We start from the raw sequence: 22,345 nt of genomic DNA, 5'->3' as shown, positions 1-22,345 counted from the left end.
CCGGGGATGACCTGCCAGTTGCAAGGACAAATGTCCTTGTTTGGTATGCTCGATCTGGGCTAAAGCTCAGTGGCTTCAGAGAAAGAGTTGCTTACATTCATCCTGTGCAGTTGTTCTTGCATTCTTTTATAGGAAAATCTGCATATCTAATGCAAGCTCTAACTATTGCTGGGTAAGCCTTAACGGGTATCAGGCATTGGCGAAAATCTGCACAAAAGTAAAGCAGCTATCACTTACGGAGAAAACGACTCAATAACCCTACTGTGCAAGGGTTGCAGATATTTTCGGCTGTGTAGCCCAAGGAAACAACCACTAATCAGGGCTGAAGCAGTCCAATAAACCTACTGTGCAAGGGTTGCAGCTATTCGTGGTTGTGTAGATCAAGAAAAGCGCGATCGCGTTTGTTCTTTTGAGGACTAAAGCAGTCCAATAACCCTATTGCATAAGGGTTATAGCTATTCATGGCTGTGTAACCGAAGAAAAGTGCGATCGATGGAGTTAGTCACCCTCACCACTAAAAGCAAAACTAAGTGGAACTCTGGAAATACAATCAATTAGCTGAAGTCAAATAAATCTCTAAGGGTACAGGAATTTATGGTCAGGAGTCTTTTTTGGGGTGTAGCAGCTTTGCTGGCACTTATGGTCGGGTGTTCGCCAGCACAATCCCAAGTGCCACCTAACACCGAACTTTCCCCATCAATAAGCGTGCATTTACTCCTGGGAAATCCCAGCAGTGCAACTCCAACAAAGCTTACGCCTGATAATTACCTTATGGTCAGTTTCTTGCTCTTCTGGGCTATGCCAATCTTCTTCTTTTGTCGCCACCCTAAAGAAATCATCAACTGCTATTACTTTGATAGGTGTATCTGGGTAATTATCTGTCTGTTGCACAACTTTTTCTGGTGTTACAGGTGCGATACCTGACCAAAGAAACACAACAAATGGATACTCGGATTCGCTCATAAATAACAAACCTTCAGATGCTTGTTTTAACTGAGCGATAATTTCTGAATTGGTATTAGTCATTAAAAAAAGCGATATTTTCATCTATGGTGTGCTAGTGGTACCCGATCGCGCCAAGGCAAACGCCCAATTGCTAGTAAATTGCACAGGTGCGCCCCGCCCCGGTCTAAACTATGGCTAGCTCCGGCGTAGGTCATCGCAACTCTTGGAGACGCGCAAGGGACGCCACAACTGGCTAGTAATGTACTAGAAAACACATAGTAAATGTGCGGTGGTGTACTCATCCGCCGTAGGCGATCGCTCTTGTTTCCTCTAAGAATTGGGTAGGGGCGATGTCTACGACGGGCTGCGCCTACGCTCTTTTTCCCAATAACTATCGTTTACTAATTGCAGGTATGCTCAGTAGACGACCTCGATTCATCCCTCTATGGGAGCAATGCCAGCTATTTTAATGGGAGTTGGTAATACAAAATATTAAAAGTCGTTTGTTTATGCTTTTGTAGAACTTGCTGAACTAGTTCAAATCTTCGCCGTTCGTATAACTGACGCGCGATTGCATTATGCGTCAGGTCTGAAGTATAAAGTTTGAGATAATTAGCCCCTGAATTCTTGGCTTGACTAATAGCAAAATCGACTAATCTAGCGCCAATTCCCTGCCCTCTAGCTTTACTGTTTACGCAAGTCCAACCTAGCCAGTAAGTTTCTGATTTTCCCCGCAGAGTATATAGTCCTGTAATGCCTAAAACCTCTGAGAGTGAATTAATTGCTACCCAATAACGACACCAACTGATGCCTAGCAATCCCAATAATAACTTTGGGAAATAACCATGCATCAAACTCAATTGAAAAACCAAGCTTGCCTTTTCCCTCCACCTCTGATACTGAAATACTTTGTCTCCCAAATCAATAGCTGCTGTCAGAGTTTGTTTTGATATAGGTTTGATTTCAATCATAAATTATATATGAATGAGGGTTAGGTGTTTTGCATCTCCTGAAAATCAAGATTTGGGATTGTTAAACAGCAACAGGAACCGAATGTTACAGCTATTTTCAGGTAAATAGACCACGCGGTAGGGGCACAGCATTGCTGTGCCCCTACGACAGATGTGGTTCAAATACATGAAAACTGCTGTAAGTTAATTGTCGCATCCTTAACTTTTCCTCTAAGAATAGGGCGATCGTAGCCCGCTTTTATCGCTGCTCTCAAAAATTGGTAGAGTTGGTAAGACTATGCAACAGCTTTGTTTGTATCGTCGGTAAGCATAACCGCTTGAGATCCTCTCTCGGAAGTCAAGACAAAAGAAGTAATAGAACGATAAAAAGACTTGATTTTGGATGATTTTCCATGATAGCCTGGGTGTGTCTATTAAATTACAGTTGGTCGATATTCTTATCGTAGTTTTAAGAGGATACTGTATTTTTTATAAAGCCATAGTTGGCACAATTAATTTTAGAAGTATCACCAGAGAAAACTTATGGTCATTACACAAAGACGTAAACTTGGACGTTCAAAACTAGAAGTATCACCACTATCTTTTGGTGGGAACGTGTTTGGCTGGACAATTGATGAAAATACTTCATTTGAGATTTTAGATCACTTTATAGCGGCTGGAGGTAATTTTATTGACACAGCTGATGTTTATTCCACCTGGGTGAGAGGAAATATTGGTGGAGAGTCCGAGACAATTTTAGGAAAATGGCTCAAACAGCGTAAAAATCGTGACCAAGTGGTAATTGCAACTAAGGTTGGTAACGATATGGGCGTTAAAGGCAAAGGGCTTTCTCGTCAACACATTCAACAAGCTGTTGAAGACTCATTGCAAAGGTTAAAAACTGATTATATTGATCTATATCAATCGCATATCGACGATGAAACTACTCCACTTGAAGAAACTCTTGAAACCTACGCAGAGTTGATTCGTCAGGGAAAAGTACGTGCGATTGGTGCTTCAAATTATAGTGCAGAGCGTCTATTACAGGCATTAGAAATTAGCCGTCAATATGGCTATCCTCGCTACGAAAGCCTTCAGCCCCGTTATAACTTGTATGACCGAGATAGTTATGAGCAGGATTTACAACAAATTTCCCAAGAACAAGAAATTGGTGTGATTAGCTATTCCTCTCTGTGCAGTGGCTTTCTCTCTGGTAAATATCGAAAAGAAAAAGATTTGTCTATTAGTCTGCGTGGTAGTTCTGTAAAAAGATATTTAAACCCTCGTGGTTTGCGAATTTTAGAGGCAATTGATCGGCTGGCAAAGACTTATAATTCTACTCCCACCCAAGTTTCTCTGGCGTGGCTCATTGCTAATCCTACCATTACCGCTCCTATTGTTAGTGCAACAAAGATTGAGCAACTCAACGATATTATCAAAGCTGTCAATCTTCATCTCGACCAAGATGCTATTGACTTTCTCAATCAAGCCAGTTCCTCAAACAGCTAGTACGGCTACTTTGTCAGTCAATAGTCAACAGTTATTCCCCCCATCCCCCAAAGAGCTTTCCTGTTTGAACAAAGGCGGCACATTCCGATGCTTGGCTCTTGGATGAAGGCGATCGCCTTTTTAAAGATTATGTCCCTATCATGGCTTTGGTTGCTAGAGGTGAACTATCATAGTCTGTCAACAAGTCAGCCGGCTCGTTGTAAATGGCGATCGCATTCTTTAATTCACTATCATCAAAGCCACCGCAACGAAGCGCAATCACATCAACCCCAGCTTTATTGGCAGACTCAATATCGTAGGGAGTATCACCTAGCATCACAACCTCGCCTGGTTCCATATTCAGCCTACTTAAAGCAGCTTCAACAATATCTGGGTCAGGTTTTGAAGCTTCGACATCGCTAGATGTTACTGCTTCATCTTGACTGAGTAAGTCATTAACCTGTGCGGCTTTTAATAAGACTGACAGTTCTTGACTCGTTGCTGAACTGGCAATGACCAGACGTAACCCAACAGATAGCATCTTCAATATTAGTTGCCGCGTACCATTGGCAGGAGCCAGATTTGCCGCAAACTTATTAATAATTAGTTCTTTGCGTTTATCAGCTATTTCCTTGCCTTGCCCTTGTTCATCCGAAAGCTCTGGCACAAACTGAGGAATAATTTGGTCGCCTCCCATACCAATCAGTGGTCTGACTTGCTCAAACTTTACTTTGTAGCCAAATTCTGCGAATGCTTCTACCCAAGCTTGAGCATGGGCATCATTGCTCAGAACCAGCGTCCCATCTACATCCAAAATTACGCCTTGATATGCCATTGAAAATCTCTAGGTTACTTTAGTGCCTCTACACTAATAAAAACTTGTTGCCATTACCTCTACCTAGATTGTTATTTCCATTGGCATAATCACTCCCGGTTCGCTCATTTATTTAGGAGTTAGAAAATAAGTATATCGAAAGACATATTCCCAAAAATGAGTAAATCGGGTGATGATTCCAGCATCCACCAATCACCCCATCACTCATGGCAATACTTCAACTGATTGAACCATTAGTTAAAGATTTGGGTGGGTTTGTTGCTCGCCGCAGTTTGCCATATTCTCATCGCCAAATGGTTGGGCCGTTTATCTTCTTTGATCATCTTGGCCCGTCTGTTTTGCCACCCAACAAAGGTATCGATGTCCGACCACACACATCCTCATATCAATCTCGCCACTGTAACTTACCTATTTGATGGTGCTTTGATGCACCGCGATAGTTTAGGCACTGTGCAGGAAATTCAACTTTCTTGCTGTGAGCTGGATGACGGCGGGAAAGGGGATTGTACTGGTGAATTTTTATGGTTTACAGCTAGATATCGCCTCTTGTAATAACTTAACATCCACATCCCACCACTTTTGTAAATCAATCAAAGCTAGATAAAGTCTTGTATCTCCTATTTCTTTGGCAGCTTCAACAGATAATCTACCCACGCACCCGCTTTCAAGTTCGGCGATGAGCGCATTAATTACCCGCTCATCTTTTCTAATCGCTAAACCCAGCAATGCTTCTCCACGAATTTCAGCAATAGTATCATCTTCTCCTGTTTCTAAAATTAGGCGTTGAAATAAAGCATCTCGAATTGCTTGCGTATCGGTCTTTATCTGCGAACCTAAATTAAAAGTTGCCCAATTTCTAATATCTTCATCTTCGTCGGCAGATAAATCAATTAATGCTTTAATTGCTAATTCGTCTTCTTGACCAGCCAAACCAAAAACCACACCTAAACGAACATCAGTATCTAGATGATTTTTAAGTTTGATTAATGGTAAAACACCTCTCGAATCATTTAAATGCCCGAAGGCAAACCCAATTGAAGTAAGAACATTACTGTTTTCTTCACTTGATAAGAGTTTTAACAGAATATCTCCACACTGTTGCTTCCAACTCCTTTGCGGTATTCCTAGTATTGCTAATATATCCACTCCTAAACTTCTTTCTTTTGGGCTTTGACTTTGGCATAACCTTGATGCTGCTGCAAATTCTTCATCGCTACCACGTGCGCGTAAAATCCATACCAGATCCCAATAAGAATCTTCGTCTTCTTCATCAGAAGCAAGTTGAATTATTTTTGTTGTACTTCTTGGATCATTTTTTAAATTTTCCAAATGGCTATCACTTAGATTCATATATAGCAATCCGTGTAGGAGATTAAAATTAATAGTGTATTAGTACCATAGTGAAGTGAAGTTCTTTACTTGAATGGCGCACCTCAAAAGTCATATTCAAAGGTTTTGGCAATTTGGCATAACAACTCTCTGAATTGCAATTTAAATGACATATCAAAAGAACAGAACAGTCATAAATCGCCTAAGTTGACCCAACGCTGTAGAACTCAGCAGGCAACTCATAGCGCTCGGTCATCGCTCTTTTTTCCTCTAAGAATTGGGTGGGGGCAAATGAGCGATCGCACAGTTCATAGCTTTCATTTTCTCCAGGTGCGATCGCAAAGCTGGCTTTCAACTATAAGCTAGTCAGGCTCTAGGTTCGACAATCTTTTACTTGAAGTTACATGGTAGAGCAGCAGTTTTTGTGCAAAATTATTCTTCGAGTCATATTTAACGCAAGGATTCTAAGATAATTGTTGTTGTCATCAAACACAATAGAATAATTCCTAGCTTACAAAATAATTTTCCTGCAAAGAACAGCAGCACTGCGACAATATTGAAAGCTTCAAAACTCATTGATAGAATGTAGGCGATCGCAAACCCAAATATTGCTAACAGGAAATATTTGAGGAAATTAGCAGTCAATTTGAATAGAAGACTATACTGATTTGGGGTCATAGCTATCAACTCCAATATGGACTGTAGGTAATTTATATTTGTCTTAAGTTGACAAAAAATCAATTGCAGACTTTGAACAAGAGGTAGAACTTACGAAGCTGATATCAAGGGCAAAGTAATTTGAGAAATTCTGTCTATAAATAAAAGCTTTTTAGCACCAGTATTAATTGCTATTTAATTGTTAACTAATCTAACAAATAGCGGGCTAAAATGCTTACTAGATAAGTGTTTAACTTTGCCCCTGGTAGCAGTAGAACGCTTATTTTTGCCCACAGCATTTCATAAATCCGTAGCGTTTATAAAGCCCAGTGATTAGCACTCAAAAGACTTATAATTCGTTACTAACTTGTGAAATCCTGTATAAAGCTATTTCCTGCACAATAAGCTTAGGCTGGATCTCTGGCAGTTGCTGGTCAATTGGACACCCAGTAAAATGATTGCTCACTTGCACTAGTAAGCGTAAAGGTGTAATTTGTACAGTCACAGTGCCATCAAACTTGAATAGTATGGCTAAAAAACTAGTCATTAAAGCTAAATAGGTAAGATACCTAAAGTTGTGGTTGTTTATCATTTTTTGCCTTCCCAGTGATTAATTAATTTGTGCTGTTACTTGCCAAAAACACAAAAACGGATGTGTGAAGCTCAAGCTTCATCAACATCCGTCGTGGTTTTTTCCATCGATGATCTGTTAGTCAAGATGTATTCGGTTGTGTTAAATCACCCTCACACTAGGCGCAATTCATCTCAAAAAATCATGAGGTGGAGCTGTGCTGTCATCACCTCTAAGATTAACAACGATTAATTCCGTGGATTATCGATGGCGAAAACTCGAATCCGTATCGACTGTCGTGTCCACGATGTCGTATCACAATAGTCGCATAACCTTGCTGTAGACAAAAAGTCTCAAACAATGCGCTATCGAGTTTTGCCAGAACCTGTTCCACAGTTTCTAGGTTTTCCCGCTGTCTAGACAGCGGAGTTGTTTGCCAGACAGCTAGGTCTTTTGGCGCAATCAGAAAATTTTGGAAATCTCCACACCAGCACTCAACTTTGTACTGATCTTGATTAGGGTAGCACCGGATTTCCATAAGTCCAGTGTTGTTAGATTGCTGAAATTTAGCTATCTTTTTTTCGGAGTAGTCGAGGATTCGCTCTACTGCTTTGGGAGGCATAAATTAGCCATACACTGTAAATCCAATATACGTGTAATTTATACAACCATTTTTCTAAAACAACATCTGTAGCATAAGCTACAGAATCGTAAATTTTCCTCCAAAATTTTGTATAAGAAACTACAAAAAATTAACAATGATGAGGCTTTAATGTAAATATCATTTACATTAAAACTATGCGTAGAATAAAAGCGATGAATAAAGAAAGCACTGGAGATCAAGAAGAACTACGGGAAATGCTCCACTTCTTCTTAGACAAAATGGGAGCAACGCAGGTAGAACTATCGGAAGGGATGGGTGTTAGCCGACCAGTTGTGATTAATTTTTTGAATAAGGATAAGAAGCAACGGTTGCCGGTTGACCGTCAAAGCTTGATCAAACTGTGTGAGAATCTTCACAAACGTAGAGCATCCAAAAGGAAATCAAAAATAGAGGAAGAAGAAAAAATTGAATCTAATCCTGATGAATTGCGAGAGTTACTAGGAGAGATTGGAGCTGACGAACTACTGGAGTCTGCTGGCTTTTTGCCAGAGAACACTAGTACTATCAGAGTGACCCAAGAAAGGTTTTTTCAAGTTGCTCAAGTAGTTGCATTGCTGGAGTTTTTGAATTTTGAAGATTTACATCCTACAACTCAAGAGTTTTTAGCGATCGCCAGTAACAAGATAGCTATTTCAAGTAACAAGTTTTTTTCAGAGGATTCTGAAAATCAGCAGAATGACTCTTTAGGGCTTTTGATTGAAAAGCTACGGGAACCTCACCCAACCTTGGGCTTAAAACTGAAACTGGAGGTGATTGAGAAGCTGCGACGAATCTGGGAAACACTTAAAGCTGGAGGTAAGATAAAGTTCACCAAGCAAGAGGCGATCGCGCTTTTCCTTAGTATTGTCATTAAGGAGCAAATGCCTAGAGATGTAGCTAATCTTCGTATTAGAGTTCAAAAGTTGGAATTCCGAACTTTATCCAAGTATATTAATCAGGACGAAAAATATAGCGATGTATACCATAAGTTCGTACAGATTGCTCATCAAGCAGAGCGCGAGCTAAATACTCCGGGTGCATACTTAACAACGCAATTAGAAGCACAGTCGCTCGATTCGCTCAGTCCAGTGATTATGGCGGTAGTAACTTGTAGTTTTCATGATGGCAGTTCTAGTGAGCTTCTCGAATGGATGTATACCTCTAGCAACACAATAATGGAGAATGCTATCGGCGCTTGTAGCCTGCACATGGGCTTTAGTGAGGAAGTAGCTAATATCACTCTATTAACAAAAACCCTAGACAGCAGTATTGACTCTTTAGTTGAAACAACAGTAACTCTAGGAAATAAGCAACAGTATCAAGGAATTTGGGTTGACCGGGATTCAATGATCACTATGCTGCAAGCGATTGTCTGTGCTGCAAGACAATGGTTAGGAGATCGGGACTGGAATCACGAACTCAACTTGGAAATCTATAGTTCAGCATTTAAAGCTCTCTCTGATTTAAGGAAACGAGTAACTATAGCAAGGAGGGCTTTTCAGAATTTTCAATTCCTTGATAAAGAGTGCCAATCTGCTGAGATTGCGAGTATTGCTAACACAGCTAGAGATGAATTGAAAAAAATTCCCAAAGAAAAGATTTATTATTCGTATCGACTCAACTTCTACCGATGCTATTTACTCTCGAAACGATTGGAGTTAAGACAATCAAATTTTCAAGGTAATATCAGTAATGCACAACTACTTATTCAAGAAATTCAAGAAATCCTTGAAGAAGACCAGCAAGTAAAAGAAGAGGTTATTCCTATCCAGGCTCTAATTCAGTCAGATATCTATTTATATGAGCTTTCCTGCGGACATGAGTCAAATTTATTTGAATCCAGCAAGAGGAGTAAATGGCTGGGATTGGAAGAGTGGGATAGTAAAATTAGAGGTGCAATTAAACCTGGATCTTGTTATAAAGATGCTGGTTTGGATGTTTATAAAGCCTTGTCTGAAATTTATGGAAATATCGCGCGAATAGAGCTTTACTTGTGCGACGACCGAAATATTCTAGAAAAAGCCGCAGAGTATTTTCTGAAAGCAGCCCACTATGCATTACGTATTGGTTTAACTCAACGGATGACTCGATGGCTAGCTTTGGCAGGACGAGTTTGGGTAAGACTTGGAGATGATAAGTTGTCAAAACAGGCATTACATTTTGCTGAGAAATTTGCTAATGATGATTTAACAACTGGTCACAGTGAGAATTTTCGCCAAGCAGTTCTTTCAGAAATTAATTTGCTTCAGGGAGAATATCAGCTTTTGATTCAAAATAATCCTATCGAGGCTTTGGACTGTTTTTTAAAAGCATTAAAGGGGTCTGTATACTTAGGCTTAAACCGTCGGATGTGTGATGCACTATTCAATATTTCCCGATGTTCCAAAAAGCTTGGTAATTTTAGTACCAGAAAAGGACTTAGCGATGTCTTTCAAGGAGAATATAAGTTAATTGAATCAAACAAAAGTGAACTAAATAAAATGAATAACTCCACGTCCGAGAAAGTCTTAGATTTACTATGTAGCTTATGGAGTAGAGAAGATAATCCTACTTGGTTTCAAGTGCGAGATGAGTTTTCTAAACTTGCGGCAGATATTTGGCAAGGATGGCATCTTGATACTAAGCCAGAAGCAAGGACAAAACATCCTATCGCCGAGCGGATTGAAAACGAATCTTGGCTTTGTCAAGTTAATTAAGCTATGTTATTAACATCTTCTAAGTAAGCTAACTGCCACTCCAACAATACGTCCTACTTCGGGAGCAAAACGAAAAAGTTTTGCATAATTCCTGTCAAGGATGAAGAGCGAGGACAAAGAGCGAGGCCGAAGGCGGGCGGGTACGCCATCGCACACTTTCCAATGCAAGCGATCGCTTCATCGTCGGGTTTGAAGCTGGGGATAAAATAATGCTTCCCTCGTCATCTTAGAAGATGAGTGTGATTCGTGTAAATTAATACCACAAAATTTCTGAGAGGAAAACTCAATAATTCAACTTTCCTCGCTTGAATCTCAAGAATGGGAGCGATCGCCAACGGCGGAGCGTAGCAGACATAGCACTGCCTCAAAATTGACGTGCAGAGCCGATTTTAGCAGAATTGGTAGTGCTTGGGATGCGATGCCTGCGGCGGGCGGGTACGCCATCGCACCCTATATCTAATTAGGGGGCTTTGGGTTTGATGAACTTAAGGGTCATGCGATCGCTCTCTCCAATCAAAAGAAAGCGTTGCCTGTCCTTTTGACCTTGGCTCAAGGTTGGAGGTAGAGTCCAAACTCCACCTTGATAGTCCTTGGTATCTTTTGGGTTGGAGTTAATCTCTGATTTGCCCACCAATTTGAAGCCTGCTTTCTCTACAGCAGCAATTACCCCGTCTTCAGACATATAGCCAGTTTTAATACTCTCAGCTAAAGAAGTGCCCACTTTGGCACGGTGTTCTTCCACTCCCAAAATGCCCCCTGGCTTGAGTGCTTTGTAAGCTGCTGCATAAACCTGCTCGTCATAGCCAGCTTTGACCCAGTTGTGAATATTGCGGAAGGTAACAACTAGGTCTACAGAATTGTCTGGGGCTAGGGTAAGTTCATTTGGGGGATTGATTTGAGCGACTTTGACCTTACCAAAAACCTCTGGATTAGCTGCTAGTTTCTCTTGGAAAGCCAAAGCGGGTTTACTCGTGCTAGGAGCAAAGTTAGTAACTATGAGTTGTCCCTTGGACGCTAGAAATGGGGCTAATATCTCGGTATACCAGCCGCTCCCTGGCCACAATTCAACTACGGTCATATTTGGGCGCAGACCGAAGAATTGCAAAGTCTGGGCTGGGTGGCGGTACTTGTCTCGGTTACGATTTGCAACGGAGCGATGACTGCTGGTGAGTATGGTTTGGAGCGTGGTTGTGCTGTTGAATGTCGCTTTTTCGCTCTCGTTGGCTAGAACAGTTGGGGGCATGACGGATGCCAATACAAGGATTGCTAAAGTCAGGGCTTTCAGTAAGCCAAGGCGGGGGGTGGGATTTTGTGCAAATTTCATAGCTGTTGTTTTTACTTTCCACTTCAGCATAAGGGTTAATAGCCCCTGAAAATAGGGTATATCGCATCTGTTAACTTTCTCAAATTACTGGCAAAAAATAACCCCCAGTTGGAGGCATTTATTATTTTTCATGAGTATAAATAAATATTCCTCGAAAACTTATTAATCATGAGAAGTTTTCTTTCTATACCTGGAGGTATTGACAAAATTCACTCGCCTTTATACTTTCCTCGCTTGAATTATATGAGCTTGTATTTAAGCGACCTAACAGTGCGTCTACTATAGAGGAAAAGATAGCGATCGCGGTAGTTCATAAGAAAACTCAAGCGATAAAATGATAGAAAGCGAAGGCGATCGCTCCAGAAAATCTATGTCTGGTGTAAGTAGTATCGAGCAAATCTTAAATAAATTCCAGTTCATCTATAAAAACAAATTCGCACTTCCCTTGGTGAAAACCAAACATAACCAATTGTATTATCGTACACTTCGGCTTCAAGGGTAATGCCTGGTGCTAGATACTTGCTACCTACATGCATCAGAATTTCTAAAATAAAAATCTCCACCCACTGATAGTTTAGCTGGCGTTAATTTCCCCTCATTTTTAGGTTGGTAGTATGCAGGGGATAATCTACTGGGAAAGTTAACTCCCATAATGGTTGCTGCTGTGTTAACACTCATTTAGCGGCAAATACCATCCGTACAAGAGTTGACTCGGATGTTAGAGCAGCAGGAGTTGCTTTGAGGAAGAGCAGTAAAAGTATCGCAACAAGCATTGTCACAAAGGTTTCTCAGCTTTCCGGCAGAACTTTTTGAGCATGTATTTCCGGATTTACTACCACAGTTGCAACTACGTTGGCACAAAAGACAAAAACGACCGTTACCCCTGTTTTTCCTTAACTTTTCACGAATCGTTTAAGCGTCAAACTCGCACCTAAAACAGATCCAAACGCTAATATACCTAATGTCAAAGATGGTTCGGGTACTGGGGTAATATTGGCAAAAGCGACATAGCCTGTTCCATCTAACCCACCACTGCCTGCTGGTACGAAGGTATTAATAAAAGTTCCTGTTTGTCCGTTGTATTGTAATACGTTGTTGTTAGCTTGACTACCAATATAGAGGTTTCCATCTGGACCAAAGACTGGGTTGACTGGTCCATTTAGCCCACCATTACCTTGATTGACAAAAACGCTACCTACTCCAGTATTAGGATTGTAACTTAAGATGTCATTAGCACCAAAGTTACTAACGTAGAGATTACCATCTGTTCCAAAAAACATACCAGCAGGCATATTGAGTTGTCCGTTATTAGCTAGGGTGCTAATAAATGCTCCTGTACTACCGTCGTAGCGCAGGATTTCATTATTATCAGCACTACTGACGTAGAGGTTGCCATTAGAACCGAAAATTGGATCGTATGGTCCACTGAGTTTACCGCCTTTTGCAAAGGAGTCAATAAACGCTCCTGTACTACCGTCGTAGCGCAGGATTTGGTTAGAACCTCCACTGGCAACGTAGAGATTGCCGTCTGGTCCGAAAGACAAGCCTAGCGGGTCAACTAAACCACCACTGCTTGGTGTTACGAAGTCTCGTAAAAACTGCCCAGTCTGACCACTATATTCAATTACACTACTTGTCCCCAAACTATTGACATAAAGATTGCCATTCGGTCCGATAGTGAAACCTGTTGGGATAGATAATCCGCCACTGCCAGGGGTGACAAAGGTTTCGATGAAAGCACCATTGTTTCCATTGTATAAGTCAATAGCGTTGTTATTAGTACTACCAACTAACAAATTTTCTGCTTGAGCTGGTGAAGCGGCTATGCCAAATATACTAAAGGCTGTGAGTGCAAGGCTGAACTTACAAAAATGGCAAATCATGTGAAAACTCCAATGTTTAGGATCATTAATTACCTGATACTTTTAACCGAGACATTCTCCGACATTTGAGATATCGTGAATATCCAGTACAACATCACCAACTGAATCGGTGAAGGTGGTATCCCACATTGCCTTAAGGAAAATCCCCACGGCTCCATTAAAATCTCGTGGTATTTTATAACCACAGTCAGGGCAAACAAAGTTCTTAGAACTACCAAGTTTTCTATGAACGTGACCGCATTTAGTACAAGTCTTTGATGTATATTCTTCAGTTATTCTTACCAATTTGGAACGGTAGCGGTTACACAAATGTTCAAGGGTTTGAGAAAACTGATAGAACGCCCAGGTCATCATCGCTCTCGCTCCCGCAAGGTTGCTTTGATTAGCTTTTGTGACATAGTTAGTAGCTTGATAGTAATACTTATAACATAGGAGCAATGCGATTTTGTTAGGTCGGCTGAAAAATGGCTAATATCGTCTACTGAATTTTTATTTAAGTCAAATAATGGGGAATGAGAAGTTCGATAATGATATTAATTATTGAAATTAGGGAGTTTATAGCGTGTGATTCAATCAGAGGTAGCATCTTACGGTTCTTGGAGATCACCCATCACAACAGACTTATTCCCCCGTTATCCCAATTCTCACCCCGTAGCGCGTCTCTAGCTGTGGGGTTTTGCTTTGGTGGGTGAGTGCGATGCCCTTCTTCTCTACTAGACGCTGCGCGAAGGCGCAGGCTCAGGGTAAGACCTGCGGCGGGCGTAGCCATCGCTGAAGGTGGTTGAGAAAGATGATTTTATCCCATTGCCCTATATCTCATCCCCAAATAACAACCATAAAACCCTAAAAATAAAATTTATACAAGTGCTGCCAAATGTTATTATCAAATAGTTTTTCTCATATAATAAACATGAATATAAGTACATATGTATACACCGACAATAGTTTATCAGCATTACTAAAAGATTTGTCATCACATGAAGAACATCAAATTTTAGGCGGCACAAAAATATCGGCTAAACCTGTATGCAAATCCAAAGTAATAACGAAAGCAAACTGGACAGCCCCTCATGGATATCATGCGAAAATCACACCATATCCGAGGCCTACCGCCATTACCATTGCAGATAACTCAGGAAAACCCTCTGTCCAAACGCGAGTACCGACGATTGACCTAGATTAACGTGTTATTCCCTCACAACCCCAATTTTCACCCCGTAGCACGTCTCTAGCTGTGGGGTTTTTGGTGATTGAGTGCGATCGCACTAATAACCAAATTTCCTCTGGCGGAGTACCAGGTTGCCAGCAGTGAGGGCAGAACTTGAGGGAATCGGACGCTCCTATCGGTGTACCACGAACAACGTTGGTGTTTTTATAGTGAAGATGCAGAGATTGCTTTAAATAAGTATATTAAATATTATCGCCATGCAGATTCAAGAGCATTATTCACAGCCCAACACCCGACAACTAAAGTGATAACGCCCCTTAGTTACCGAGCTGTGAATGCAAATTGGAAAGAAGCGATTGGGCAAAGCCATGAATTGAAAGGCATTCGACTGCATGACCTCCGACATACCGGGAGCAACTGAACGGGTGGGACTAATGTGGATTGAAGAGTTACGGGCATTGATGGGACACCAGAATATCCAAACGACTTTACGCTATCAGAAAGTAACTAGTTCTAGAGCAGAGTCAGTAGCGAAAATGGCTTTACACAATTTGATAAATGATATATAAAATATAGGTATTACAAAAGCTTTATTAAAACAGTAAATAATTTAAATAGTTAATTTAATACAGAGTATATGACATACTCTGCATCAAGCGAGTGAGTTTTGCTGAAATCAGAACCATAAAGTCTGCATGATTGCAAGGATGTTAACAAAACTTTGCATCGTGTCCCATTTTGCACGTATCCCGGCTGTACCCCAAGTAAGAAAGCAATTAAGAAAAAATCTGATTACTTAGCTAAAAAGCCTTATTTTCTAGGCTTTTAGCAGCCAATGATGAGCAACACTTTTGCGCGGTATTGGCTGGAGAATTAGGGAAAGCTAAGGAGATGAAAAATATTGATCAGACAGACATAAATAATTAGTCAATCTGAAGAAGTTTTTTCCGAAATAGTAGCTTGATCGTCTGTATAATCACTGAGATGGGCAAGAGTGTCAAGCTGATTTCGGGTGATTTGTGATGAAACTAGATTTACTCAGGTTTTTTCAAGCGTGCAACCCCAGCAAGACTCTGGTTGTAAGCAAACCGGAGGAGAAACAGTATTATATTGATTTCTCCAAAGTGCGTGGTGCCAAGATTATTGAGGAATTAGGGCGAACTATCACCCGCCTTGCACCGGAACAGGCTACTTGTCAATTATTTACAGGACATATCGGTTGTGGCAAATCCACTGAGTTACTGCGGCTAAAAGCAGAGTTAGAACAGCAGGGATTTCATGTGGTTTATTTTGAGTCCAGTCAAAGCCTGGATATGGCTGATATTGATGTTACAGATATATTATTGGCAGTTGCTCGTGAAGTGAGTCAAAGTCTGGAAGCAATAAAAATTAATCTCAAACCTAAATACTTTCAAACTCTGTTTACTGAACTTACTGAATTTTTGCAAACGCCACTAGAACTTGGGGGAGAGTTATCTGTAGGTATTGCCAAAATTACTGCCAAAACTAAAGATAGTCCCAAACTTCGTGGCCAACTGCGACAACATTTAGAACCGCGCACCAATGGCATTTTAGAATCAATTAACAAAGAATTGCTCAAGCCTGCTAGAGAAAAACTTAAGCAGCAAGGTAAAAAAGGATTGGTGGTAATTGTCGATAATCTCGACCGAGTTGATAATTCTTTTAAGGCTTCTGGTTATTACCAACCAGAATATCTTTTTGTGGAACGCGGTGAACAGTTAAACCAGCTAAATTGTCACGTTGTTTATACCATTCCCCTAGTGTTGATTTTTTCCAATGCTTTAGGCAGGTTAATAAATCGCTTTGGAGTAGACCCTAAAGTTTTACCGATGGTTCCTGTACGGCTAAATGGTTCGGAATTTTCACAGGGAATTACACTACTACAACAAATGATTATGGCCAGGGCTTTTCCTGGTGTGAGTTGGGAACAAAGCCAGCATTTGATTACCGAAGTTTTTGATAGTCCTGATACTTTAGAAAGGCTGTGTTTAGTTAGCGGTGGTCATTTGCGAAATTTGCTGATGTTATTATTTCGCTGTCTTCAGCAAGAAGACCCACCCCTGTCGCAAGAGTGTGTAAATAGGGTGATTAAACAACGCTGCAATGAGCTAACTTTAGCAATTACTGCTGATGAATGGGAAGTACTGCGTGAAGTGGCGCAGCAGAAAAGCTTGAGAGGTCATGAAAAATACGAACTTTTGCTTCGCAGTATGTTTGTATTTGAATACCGCGATGAAAATGGTTCTTGGTTTGATATCAATCCGATTTTGGCAGAAGCTAGGGAATTCGGGTTATGAGTAATCAGCACGAGACAGAAAATTTAGCTGCTGAAAATGAACGTTTATTGCAAACTCTGGTGCGAGCAATTACCCTTTCTCAAGGAGAATTTTCGCTGATTTTGGTGCGATGTAACTATGCAGTTTTCCGTCAAGATATAGTACAACGCTTACATCAACTATCTCCTGTTAAAATCCGTGAAATCACCTTACCTGTGTCAGTCAAAACTCTTTACACGTCTATAGGTGAAAAACTGGGAGATGAACAGCCACCAGCATTAATGGTTTTTGGTTTGGAATCTGTTAAAGATATTGATACAATTCTAACTTCAACTAACCAAGTACGGGAGGAATTTAGAAAAAATTTCCCGTTCCCTGTGCTGTTATTGGTTAATGACGAAGTTTTACAAAAGCTGATCAGATTAGCGACAGATTTCGAGAATTGGGCAACAATAATTCATTTTGCGATCGCTACCACTAATTTAGTTCAATTCGTCAAGCAAACATCTGAGGAAGTTTTTGTCAAAGTTTTAGATGCTGGTGCAGGGAAATTTCTCGATAATTCTGCACTCAATCTGGGAATCGGTTCGCCGCACCGTGTAGAACTTGAATTAGCACAAGCTGAACTCCAAAAACGGGGTGTGAAGTTAGACGCAGAACTAGAAGCCAGTTTAGAATTTGTCCTGGGTCGAGATGCGGTTTCGATGGAACAGTCACGACAGCATTATGAACGCAGTCTAGCACTTTCGCAGCAGAGTTTTAACCTAGAGCAGGAAGGATGCGTACTGTACAACTTAGGGTTATGGTGGCGTACCTACGCCATCCAGCATTTAGCAGAACAAGAAGCCGCTTGCTTACGCGCTAAAGATTATTATCATAAATGTCTAGAAGTCTTTGAACGGGCACATCGTCCCGACTTAGTAGCAAAGTTTATCAACTCTTTGGGAGAAGTACTGCAAACGCTCCAGCAGTGGGATGAATTAGAAAAAGTTGCTCAAAAAGCTTTAACTCTATATCAAACTTATCCTGATTGGTTCAGAGAAGCAAGAGCTTATGGATTTATTGCTGAAGTAGCACTTGCTAAGTCTGCTTGGAATAAAGCCAAACAAGCCGCAGAAAAAGCGCTTTCTATTGTAGCTAAGAACCAATCGGCCCAACCCAACACTAATTTAGAATTGGTACGTTATTATCATCAAGGTTGGTATTTATTCGCACTAGCCAGAGCGCGACAGCAGCTTAATAAACTGCAAGATGCTTTAGCTACCTTAGAAGCTGCAAGAAGAGAAACTAAACCTCAATACGATCCAGAGCTTTACATTCAGATATTGAAGAATTTGCAAGATATTTATTATCAACAATGTCAATATCTTGCAGCTTTTCAGATTAAACAAGAGAAAATTAAAATTGAACATCAATATGGTTTTCGTGCTTTCATTGGAGCAGCTTATTTAATTCCTCAGTATGAGGTAATTAACCCAGCAATAGTGCAATTAGAAAAGCTCGTAAAAGTTGCTCAAGAAATTGCTGTTTCCAGTCGGCAGCAAGATGTCAACCGACTGATGAAAAGAATGAGTCGTAATGACCATAAGCTGACTGTATTTCATGGTCAGTCAGGAACAGGTAAAAGTTCAATTTTGAATGGAGGATTAGTACCTACGCTGCAACTTCAACCAATTGATGCTCGTGATGTATTGCCTATTGTCATGCGAGTTTATACAGATTGGACGGGTATATTGGCAAAGTGTTTCGCAGATAATGATACATATAGTAATTCGATAGAATTCATCTGTGAAAATTTGCGAAAAAATGTCGAACGTAATCTATTAACAGTTTTAATTTTCGACCAGTTTGAAGAATTTTTCTTTGTTTATCCAGATAAAAGTAAAAGGCAGCCATTTTATAAGTTCTTGCGCCTTTGCCTAGATATTCCTTTTGTGAAGGTTATTCTCTGTTTGAGAGAAGATTATTTGCATTATTTATTGGAGTGCGATCGCCTGTTTAATTTTACAGCAATTAATAACAATATTTTAGATAAGAATATTCGCTATTATTTGGGAAATTTCTCTTCAGTAGATGCTAAGGCTGTTGTGCAAAGTCTGACCGAGAAAACCAATTTTTACTTAGAGCCTGCGTTGATTGATCAATTGGTAGAAGATTTAGCAGACGAACTTGGCGAAGTACGCCCTATTGAGTTACAAATCGTCGGATCGCAACTCCAAACAGATAAAATTACAACTCTAGATCAATATCATCAGTCGGGAACAAAAGAAAAACTGGTCGAGCGATTTTTAGAAGAAGTTATTAAAGACTGTGGTGATGAAAATGAACTCTGTGCCAGAGTAGTTTTATATTTACTAACAGATGACAAAGGCACTCGTCCCTTAAAAACTGCCGATAATTTAGCGGAAGATTTAAAAACAGCAGATATTGTTTTAGAAAAAGAACAACTAAATCTAGTCTTAGAGATTTTAGTGGGTTCTGGACTGGTGTTAAATATTCCTGAAGACCCTGCTAACCTATATCAACTGGTTCATGACTATCTAGTATCTTTTATCCGGCAATCACAAGAAGCAAGAGAATTAGAAGAACGGAAAAAGGAGAAACAAAAACGACAACAGGCTGAAGAAAAACTAAATATTTTTTTAAAACGACAACGAAACTCGGCGATCGCGGTAGGTGCTATCATGACCTTCTTGGCAGCCGTATCAGTGATATTTTGGTTCCAATCAGAAAAAAACCAAATAATAGCCATTAGTAAAACTTCCGAAGCACTTTTTACCTCACACCAGACATTTGATGCCCTCAAAGAAGGCATCCATGCTGGAATATTACTGAAAAAATTGCCTTTTGCACGAAGCGATAGTCAACTTGGCACCCAAGTTCTAGGGGCACTACAACAGTCAGTTAACTGGATAGTAGAGCGCAATCGCTTAGAAGGACACCGGGATCTGATCTGGAGTGTGACTTTCTCACATGATGGAAAGTTGATGGCCTCAGCTAGTTATGACCATACTATAAAACTCTGGAATCTAGATGGTAGGGAGCAAAATACGCTCAAGGGACATAAAGATAAAGTCCTCAGTGTGAGTTTTTCACCTGACGATCAGACAATTGTCTCAGGTGATTTCCAGGGCATCATCAAATTTTGGAAGCGGGACGGCACTCCAATAAGAGAAATCAACACACACAGCAAGGGAGTTTATAGTATCGATTTCTCGCATGATGGCCAGACAATTGCCACAGGAAGTCGGGACGGCACACTCAAACTTTGGAAGCGAGATGGCACTTTGTTAAAAACCCTAAAAGCGCATAAAGATGGAGTTAATAGTGTCGCTTTCTCACCAGACGGTAAGATGATTGCTACTGGTGGTCGGGACAAAACTGTGAAACTCTGGACATCCAATGGTAAGCTTCTTGACACTACCGAACGCAATCAGGACTTTGTTTGGGATCTAGCTTGGTCAAACGATAGCCAGACAATTACTGCTGCTGCTGGTGGTGCTGCTAGTACTAGTGACGACAACAGAGTAAAAATCTGGAACCGACACGGCACTTTATTAACAGATTTTAAAGCACATAAAGATGGAATCAATAGCGTGGCTTTCTCACCCGACGGTAAGATGATTGCCACAGCTAGTGACGACAAGACTGTAAAGCTTTGGAAGCCTGATGGTACTTTACTCACAACTTTATTAGGACATACCAATGGGATTTATGCTGTCAGATTCTCACGTGACTGTAAGACTCTAGTTTCTGCCAGTGCTGACAGTACAATGAAACTTTGGCAAGTTGGTAGTATCAGCTGCTCACGCAACGCTAAAATTCCTGCTTCTGCTAGCGTTGACAGCATGATGAAGATTCAGTTTGGTAGTGGTGTGGTAAGTATCTTAAACGCTCATCGTGATAGAGTTAATCAGGTACATTTCTCACCTGATGACAAAATAATTGCCTCAGCCAGCCGTGACAAGACAGTGAAACTCTGGAAGCGCGATGGCACTTTGGACAAAACTCTGGACGGGCATAGCGATAACGTTAGTTTCTCACCTCATGATCAGACAATTGTCACCGTTAGTGATGATCAGAAAGTGAAACTTTGGAAGCGTGACGGTAAATTCCTCAGAACCCTGTTTAAGAACAGCGATAATATATTAGGCTTGAATTTTTCACCCAACGGTCAGTTCATCGCTTTGGGTAGCATGGATAACAAAGTAATTATATTGCGGCCAGATAGCATCAAGCATCAGATTCTCAACAAGCATGATGACTGGGTAAGGGCTGTAGCTTGGTCGCCAGATAGTCAGATGCTTGCTTCAGCTAGTGATGACAACACGGTAATACTTTGGAAGCAGGGCAATAAAGGAGAGTTTTATAGATATGAAACTCTCGCAGGGAAAAACGGGCATAAAAGTTGGGTTTTGAGCGTTAGCTTCTCACCTAGTGATGACATGATTGCCACGAGCAGTAATGATAAGACGGTGATACTTTGGAAGCAGGACGATAAGGGCAAGTTTCGCTGGTACAAAAAGCTGGAAGGGCATACTGATGAGGTTAATAGCGTGACTTTTTCACCCGACGGTAAGATGATTGCCACAGCTAGTGATGACAAGACTGTAAAACTCTGGACACGCGATGGTAATTTAATCACTACTTTGACTGGGCATAACGATTACTTATTAAGCGCGACTTTCTCAGCCGATGGCAAGACTCTGGCCTTGGGCAGTGCTGATGGGGCTATAATTCTCTGGAATTTGGATAAGCTAAATCATCTCAATAATCTAGATAGCTTACTGGGACGTGGTTGTGATTGGTTACATGATTATCTGAAGAATAACCCGAAAGTGAGTCAGAGCGATCGCCATCTCTGTGACGATATTAAGCAAAAGCCATCCAGTCAATAAGCAATAGTACTTTAAAGTATTCCTGAAAATCGGGGTCGGAAACACAATTTATAAGGTATTGAGCCGAGATACGTGTAAAAACCTGCAAGATGGTTTGGAAAGCCTTGTTGTATATAGGCTTTAGCGATTTTGACTTTCATCTTTATAAGGCTTTCCACATAGTGGACAAAATTTATACCTCAACGACACCACCATCTCACCACAATTCCGACAACTAGCCCGCAACTGCGTACCGCACAGATAACAAAACTTAGCCCTAACATTTCCCCACATCGGGTCAGCAGCACCCCCAGGATTCCAACATTGGGGGCAAAACTTAATCGCTGGCATTGCTACAACCTCTTCCCCCCTAACAACAGCCTGCAAATACTCAACCGGCACGGACAAAGCCAAGGCAAGACCACTAAGAGTTTTATGACTGAGTTTCATCGTCAGTCCCCGTTCAATCTGGCGAACATAAAAGTGACGATACAATAAAATACCTAACATCCGAACAGCTAAATATACTCTACAAAGTAACCAAAGATGACCTGCGGATGTCTGCAATAATTCATTTATTGCATCGCACAGGATGCAGAATTGGAGAGCTTTTAGCCCTGAATTTATCAGACCTAGATATCAAAAATCAAAAATTTCAGGTATTGGGAAAAGGAAACAAACA

Annotated in this window: 25 protein-coding genes; 9 read left to right on the top strand and 16 right to left on the bottom strand. The window is 40.7% G+C overall.

Annotated elements, in window-relative coordinates; translation table 11 throughout:
* Positions 1-711: 711 nt before the first annotated feature.
* The 3 genes from ACYTXL_RS23330 to ACYTXL_RS23320 all read right to left on the bottom strand — a co-directional run bounded on the left by ACYTXL_RS23330 (position 712) and on the right by ACYTXL_RS23320 (position 1,916).
* Positions 712-1,026: a nuclease A inhibitor family protein gene (locus tag ACYTXL_RS23330; RefSeq protein ID WP_461926804.1), complete on the bottom strand. Its 315-nt coding sequence runs from the start codon at positions 1,024-1,026 to the stop codon at positions 712-714.
* Between the two features lie 17 nt (positions 1,027-1,043).
* The gene (locus ACYTXL_RS23325) at positions 1,044-1,247 is read right to left on the bottom strand and encodes a hypothetical protein (protein WP_461926803.1); all 204 of its coding nucleotides are present in this window, start codon (positions 1,245-1,247) and stop codon (positions 1,044-1,046) included.
* Between the two features lie 159 nt (positions 1,248-1,406).
* A complete protein-coding gene (locus ACYTXL_RS23320; RefSeq protein ID WP_461926802.1) occupies positions 1,407-1,916 on the bottom strand; it encodes a GNAT family N-acetyltransferase in 510 nt (169 codons plus the stop codon).
* Between the two features lie 522 nt (positions 1,917-2,438).
* On the opposite strand from ACYTXL_RS23320, the gene ACYTXL_RS23315 reads away from it, so the two are divergent.
* Positions 2,439-3,404 carry an aldo/keto reductase gene (locus tag ACYTXL_RS23315; RefSeq protein WP_461926801.1) on the top strand — a complete coding sequence of 322 codons (966 nt, stop codon included), beginning with the start codon at positions 2,439-2,441 and terminating at the stop codon, positions 3,402-3,404.
* A gap of 127 nt (positions 3,405-3,531) precedes the next feature.
* Here ACYTXL_RS23315 and ACYTXL_RS23310 read toward each other — a convergent pair whose 3' ends face one another.
* Entirely contained in the window at positions 3,532-4,218 is a 687-nt protein-coding gene (locus tag ACYTXL_RS23310) for an HAD family hydrolase (protein WP_461926800.1), read from the bottom strand.
* Between the two features lie 206 nt (positions 4,219-4,424).
* Between ACYTXL_RS23310 and ACYTXL_RS23305 the strand changes: the two genes are divergently transcribed.
* Positions 4,425-4,634, top strand: coding sequence for a hypothetical protein (locus ACYTXL_RS23305; protein ID WP_461926806.1), 210 nt, complete (start codon positions 4,425-4,427; stop codon positions 4,632-4,634).
* Positions 4,579-4,770 (top strand): pirin family protein, encoded by a 192-nt coding sequence (locus ACYTXL_RS23300; protein ID WP_461926799.1) that lies wholly within the window; start codon positions 4,579-4,581, stop codon positions 4,768-4,770. Before ACYTXL_RS23305 ends, ACYTXL_RS23300 begins: the two co-directional genes overlap by 56 nt.
* On the opposite strand, the gene ACYTXL_RS23295 is transcribed toward ACYTXL_RS23300, so the two are convergent.
* The 5 genes from ACYTXL_RS23295 to ACYTXL_RS23275 all read right to left on the bottom strand — a co-directional run bounded on the left by ACYTXL_RS23295 (position 4,738) and on the right by ACYTXL_RS23275 (position 7,397).
* Positions 4,738-5,568 (bottom strand): HEAT repeat domain-containing protein, encoded by an 831-nt coding sequence (locus ACYTXL_RS23295; RefSeq protein WP_461926798.1) that lies wholly within the window; start codon positions 5,566-5,568, stop codon positions 4,738-4,740. The two genes, ACYTXL_RS23300 and ACYTXL_RS23295, sit on opposite strands and share 33 nt — an antisense overlap.
* 181 nt (positions 5,569-5,749) lie before the next feature.
* Positions 5,750-5,902 carry a hypothetical protein gene (locus ACYTXL_RS23290; protein WP_461926797.1) on the bottom strand — a complete coding sequence of 51 codons (153 nt, stop codon included), beginning with the start codon at positions 5,900-5,902 and terminating at the stop codon, positions 5,750-5,752.
* A 95-nt stretch (positions 5,903-5,997) separates the two neighbouring features.
* Positions 5,998-6,225, bottom strand: coding sequence for a hypothetical protein (locus ACYTXL_RS23285; protein WP_461926796.1), 228 nt, complete (start codon positions 6,223-6,225; stop codon positions 5,998-6,000).
* Between the two features lie 328 nt (positions 6,226-6,553).
* Complete coding sequence (locus ACYTXL_RS23280) at positions 6,554-6,751, bottom strand: hypothetical protein (RefSeq protein WP_461926795.1); 198 nt, start codon at positions 6,749-6,751, stop codon at positions 6,554-6,556.
* 262 nt (positions 6,752-7,013) lie between these two features.
* Entirely contained in the window at positions 7,014-7,397 is a 384-nt protein-coding gene (locus ACYTXL_RS23275; protein WP_461926794.1) for a hypothetical protein, read from the bottom strand.
* Between the two features lie 194 nt (positions 7,398-7,591).
* On the opposite strand from ACYTXL_RS23275, the gene ACYTXL_RS23270 reads away from it, so the two are divergent.
* The gene (locus ACYTXL_RS23270) at positions 7,592-10,114 is read left to right on the top strand and encodes a hypothetical protein (RefSeq protein WP_461926793.1); all 2,523 of its coding nucleotides are present in this window, start codon (positions 7,592-7,594) and stop codon (positions 10,112-10,114) included.
* 312 nt (positions 10,115-10,426) lie between these two features.
* On the opposite strand, the gene ACYTXL_RS23265 is transcribed toward ACYTXL_RS23270, so the two are convergent.
* From ACYTXL_RS23265 to ACYTXL_RS23240, 6 genes are all read right to left on the bottom strand, one after another.
* A complete protein-coding gene (locus ACYTXL_RS23265; RefSeq protein WP_461926792.1) occupies positions 10,427-10,558 on the bottom strand; it encodes a hypothetical protein in 132 nt (43 codons plus the stop codon).
* 16 nt (positions 10,559-10,574) lie between these two features.
* Positions 10,575-11,438 (bottom strand): class I SAM-dependent methyltransferase, encoded by an 864-nt coding sequence (locus ACYTXL_RS23260; protein ID WP_461926791.1) that lies wholly within the window; start codon positions 11,436-11,438, stop codon positions 10,575-10,577.
* A gap of 279 nt (positions 11,439-11,717) precedes the next feature.
* Positions 11,718-11,858, bottom strand: coding sequence for a hypothetical protein (locus tag ACYTXL_RS23255; protein WP_461926790.1), 141 nt, complete (start codon positions 11,856-11,858; stop codon positions 11,718-11,720).
* 473 nt (positions 11,859-12,331) lie between these two features.
* The gene (locus ACYTXL_RS23250; RefSeq protein WP_461926789.1) at positions 12,332-13,321 is read right to left on the bottom strand and encodes a Vgb family protein; all 990 of its coding nucleotides are present in this window, start codon (positions 13,319-13,321) and stop codon (positions 12,332-12,334) included.
* A 42-nt stretch (positions 13,322-13,363) separates the two neighbouring features.
* Positions 13,364-13,675: a zinc ribbon domain-containing protein gene (locus ACYTXL_RS23245; protein WP_461926788.1), complete on the bottom strand. Its 312-nt coding sequence runs from the start codon at positions 13,673-13,675 to the stop codon at positions 13,364-13,366.
* A gap of 256 nt (positions 13,676-13,931) precedes the next feature.
* Complete coding sequence (locus ACYTXL_RS23240) at positions 13,932-14,090, bottom strand: hypothetical protein (protein ID WP_461926787.1); 159 nt, start codon at positions 14,088-14,090, stop codon at positions 13,932-13,934.
* Between the two features lie 141 nt (positions 14,091-14,231).
* Here ACYTXL_RS23240 and ACYTXL_RS23235 point away from each other — a divergent pair, with 141 nt between their 5' ends.
* From ACYTXL_RS23235 to ACYTXL_RS23220, 4 genes are all read left to right on the top strand, one after another.
* The gene (locus ACYTXL_RS23235; RefSeq protein WP_461926786.1) at positions 14,232-14,504 is read left to right on the top strand and encodes a hypothetical protein; all 273 of its coding nucleotides are present in this window, start codon (positions 14,232-14,234) and stop codon (positions 14,502-14,504) included.
* Between the two features lie 377 nt (positions 14,505-14,881).
* Positions 14,882-15,058 (top strand): hypothetical protein, encoded by a 177-nt coding sequence (locus tag ACYTXL_RS23230; RefSeq protein ID WP_461926785.1) that lies wholly within the window; start codon positions 14,882-14,884, stop codon positions 15,056-15,058.
* Positions 15,059-15,511: 453 nt separating this feature from the next.
* The gene (locus ACYTXL_RS23225) at positions 15,512-16,807 is read left to right on the top strand and encodes a P-loop NTPase fold protein (protein WP_461926784.1); all 1,296 of its coding nucleotides are present in this window, start codon (positions 15,512-15,514) and stop codon (positions 16,805-16,807) included.
* Positions 16,804-21,684 (top strand): WD40 domain-containing protein, encoded by a 4,881-nt coding sequence (locus ACYTXL_RS23220; RefSeq protein WP_461926783.1) that lies wholly within the window; start codon positions 16,804-16,806, stop codon positions 21,682-21,684. Before ACYTXL_RS23225 ends, ACYTXL_RS23220 begins: the two co-directional genes overlap by 4 nt.
* 120 nt (positions 21,685-21,804) lie before the next feature.
* Here ACYTXL_RS23220 and ACYTXL_RS23215 read toward each other — a convergent pair whose 3' ends face one another.
* Positions 21,805-22,230, bottom strand: a complete 426-nt coding sequence (locus tag ACYTXL_RS23215; RefSeq protein WP_461926782.1) for a zinc ribbon domain-containing protein — start codon at positions 22,228-22,230, stop codon at positions 21,805-21,807.
* Here ACYTXL_RS23215 and ACYTXL_RS23210 point away from each other — a divergent pair.
* Positions 22,221-22,345: tyrosine-type recombinase/integrase (locus ACYTXL_RS23210; protein ID WP_461926805.1), on the top strand; the 125-nt coding region annotated here is incomplete at its 3' end. The two genes, ACYTXL_RS23215 and ACYTXL_RS23210, sit on opposite strands and share 10 nt — an antisense overlap.

The organism is Nostoc sp., from assembly GCF_054880495.1.
This window is presented reverse-complemented; position numbering and strand designations above follow the sequence as displayed.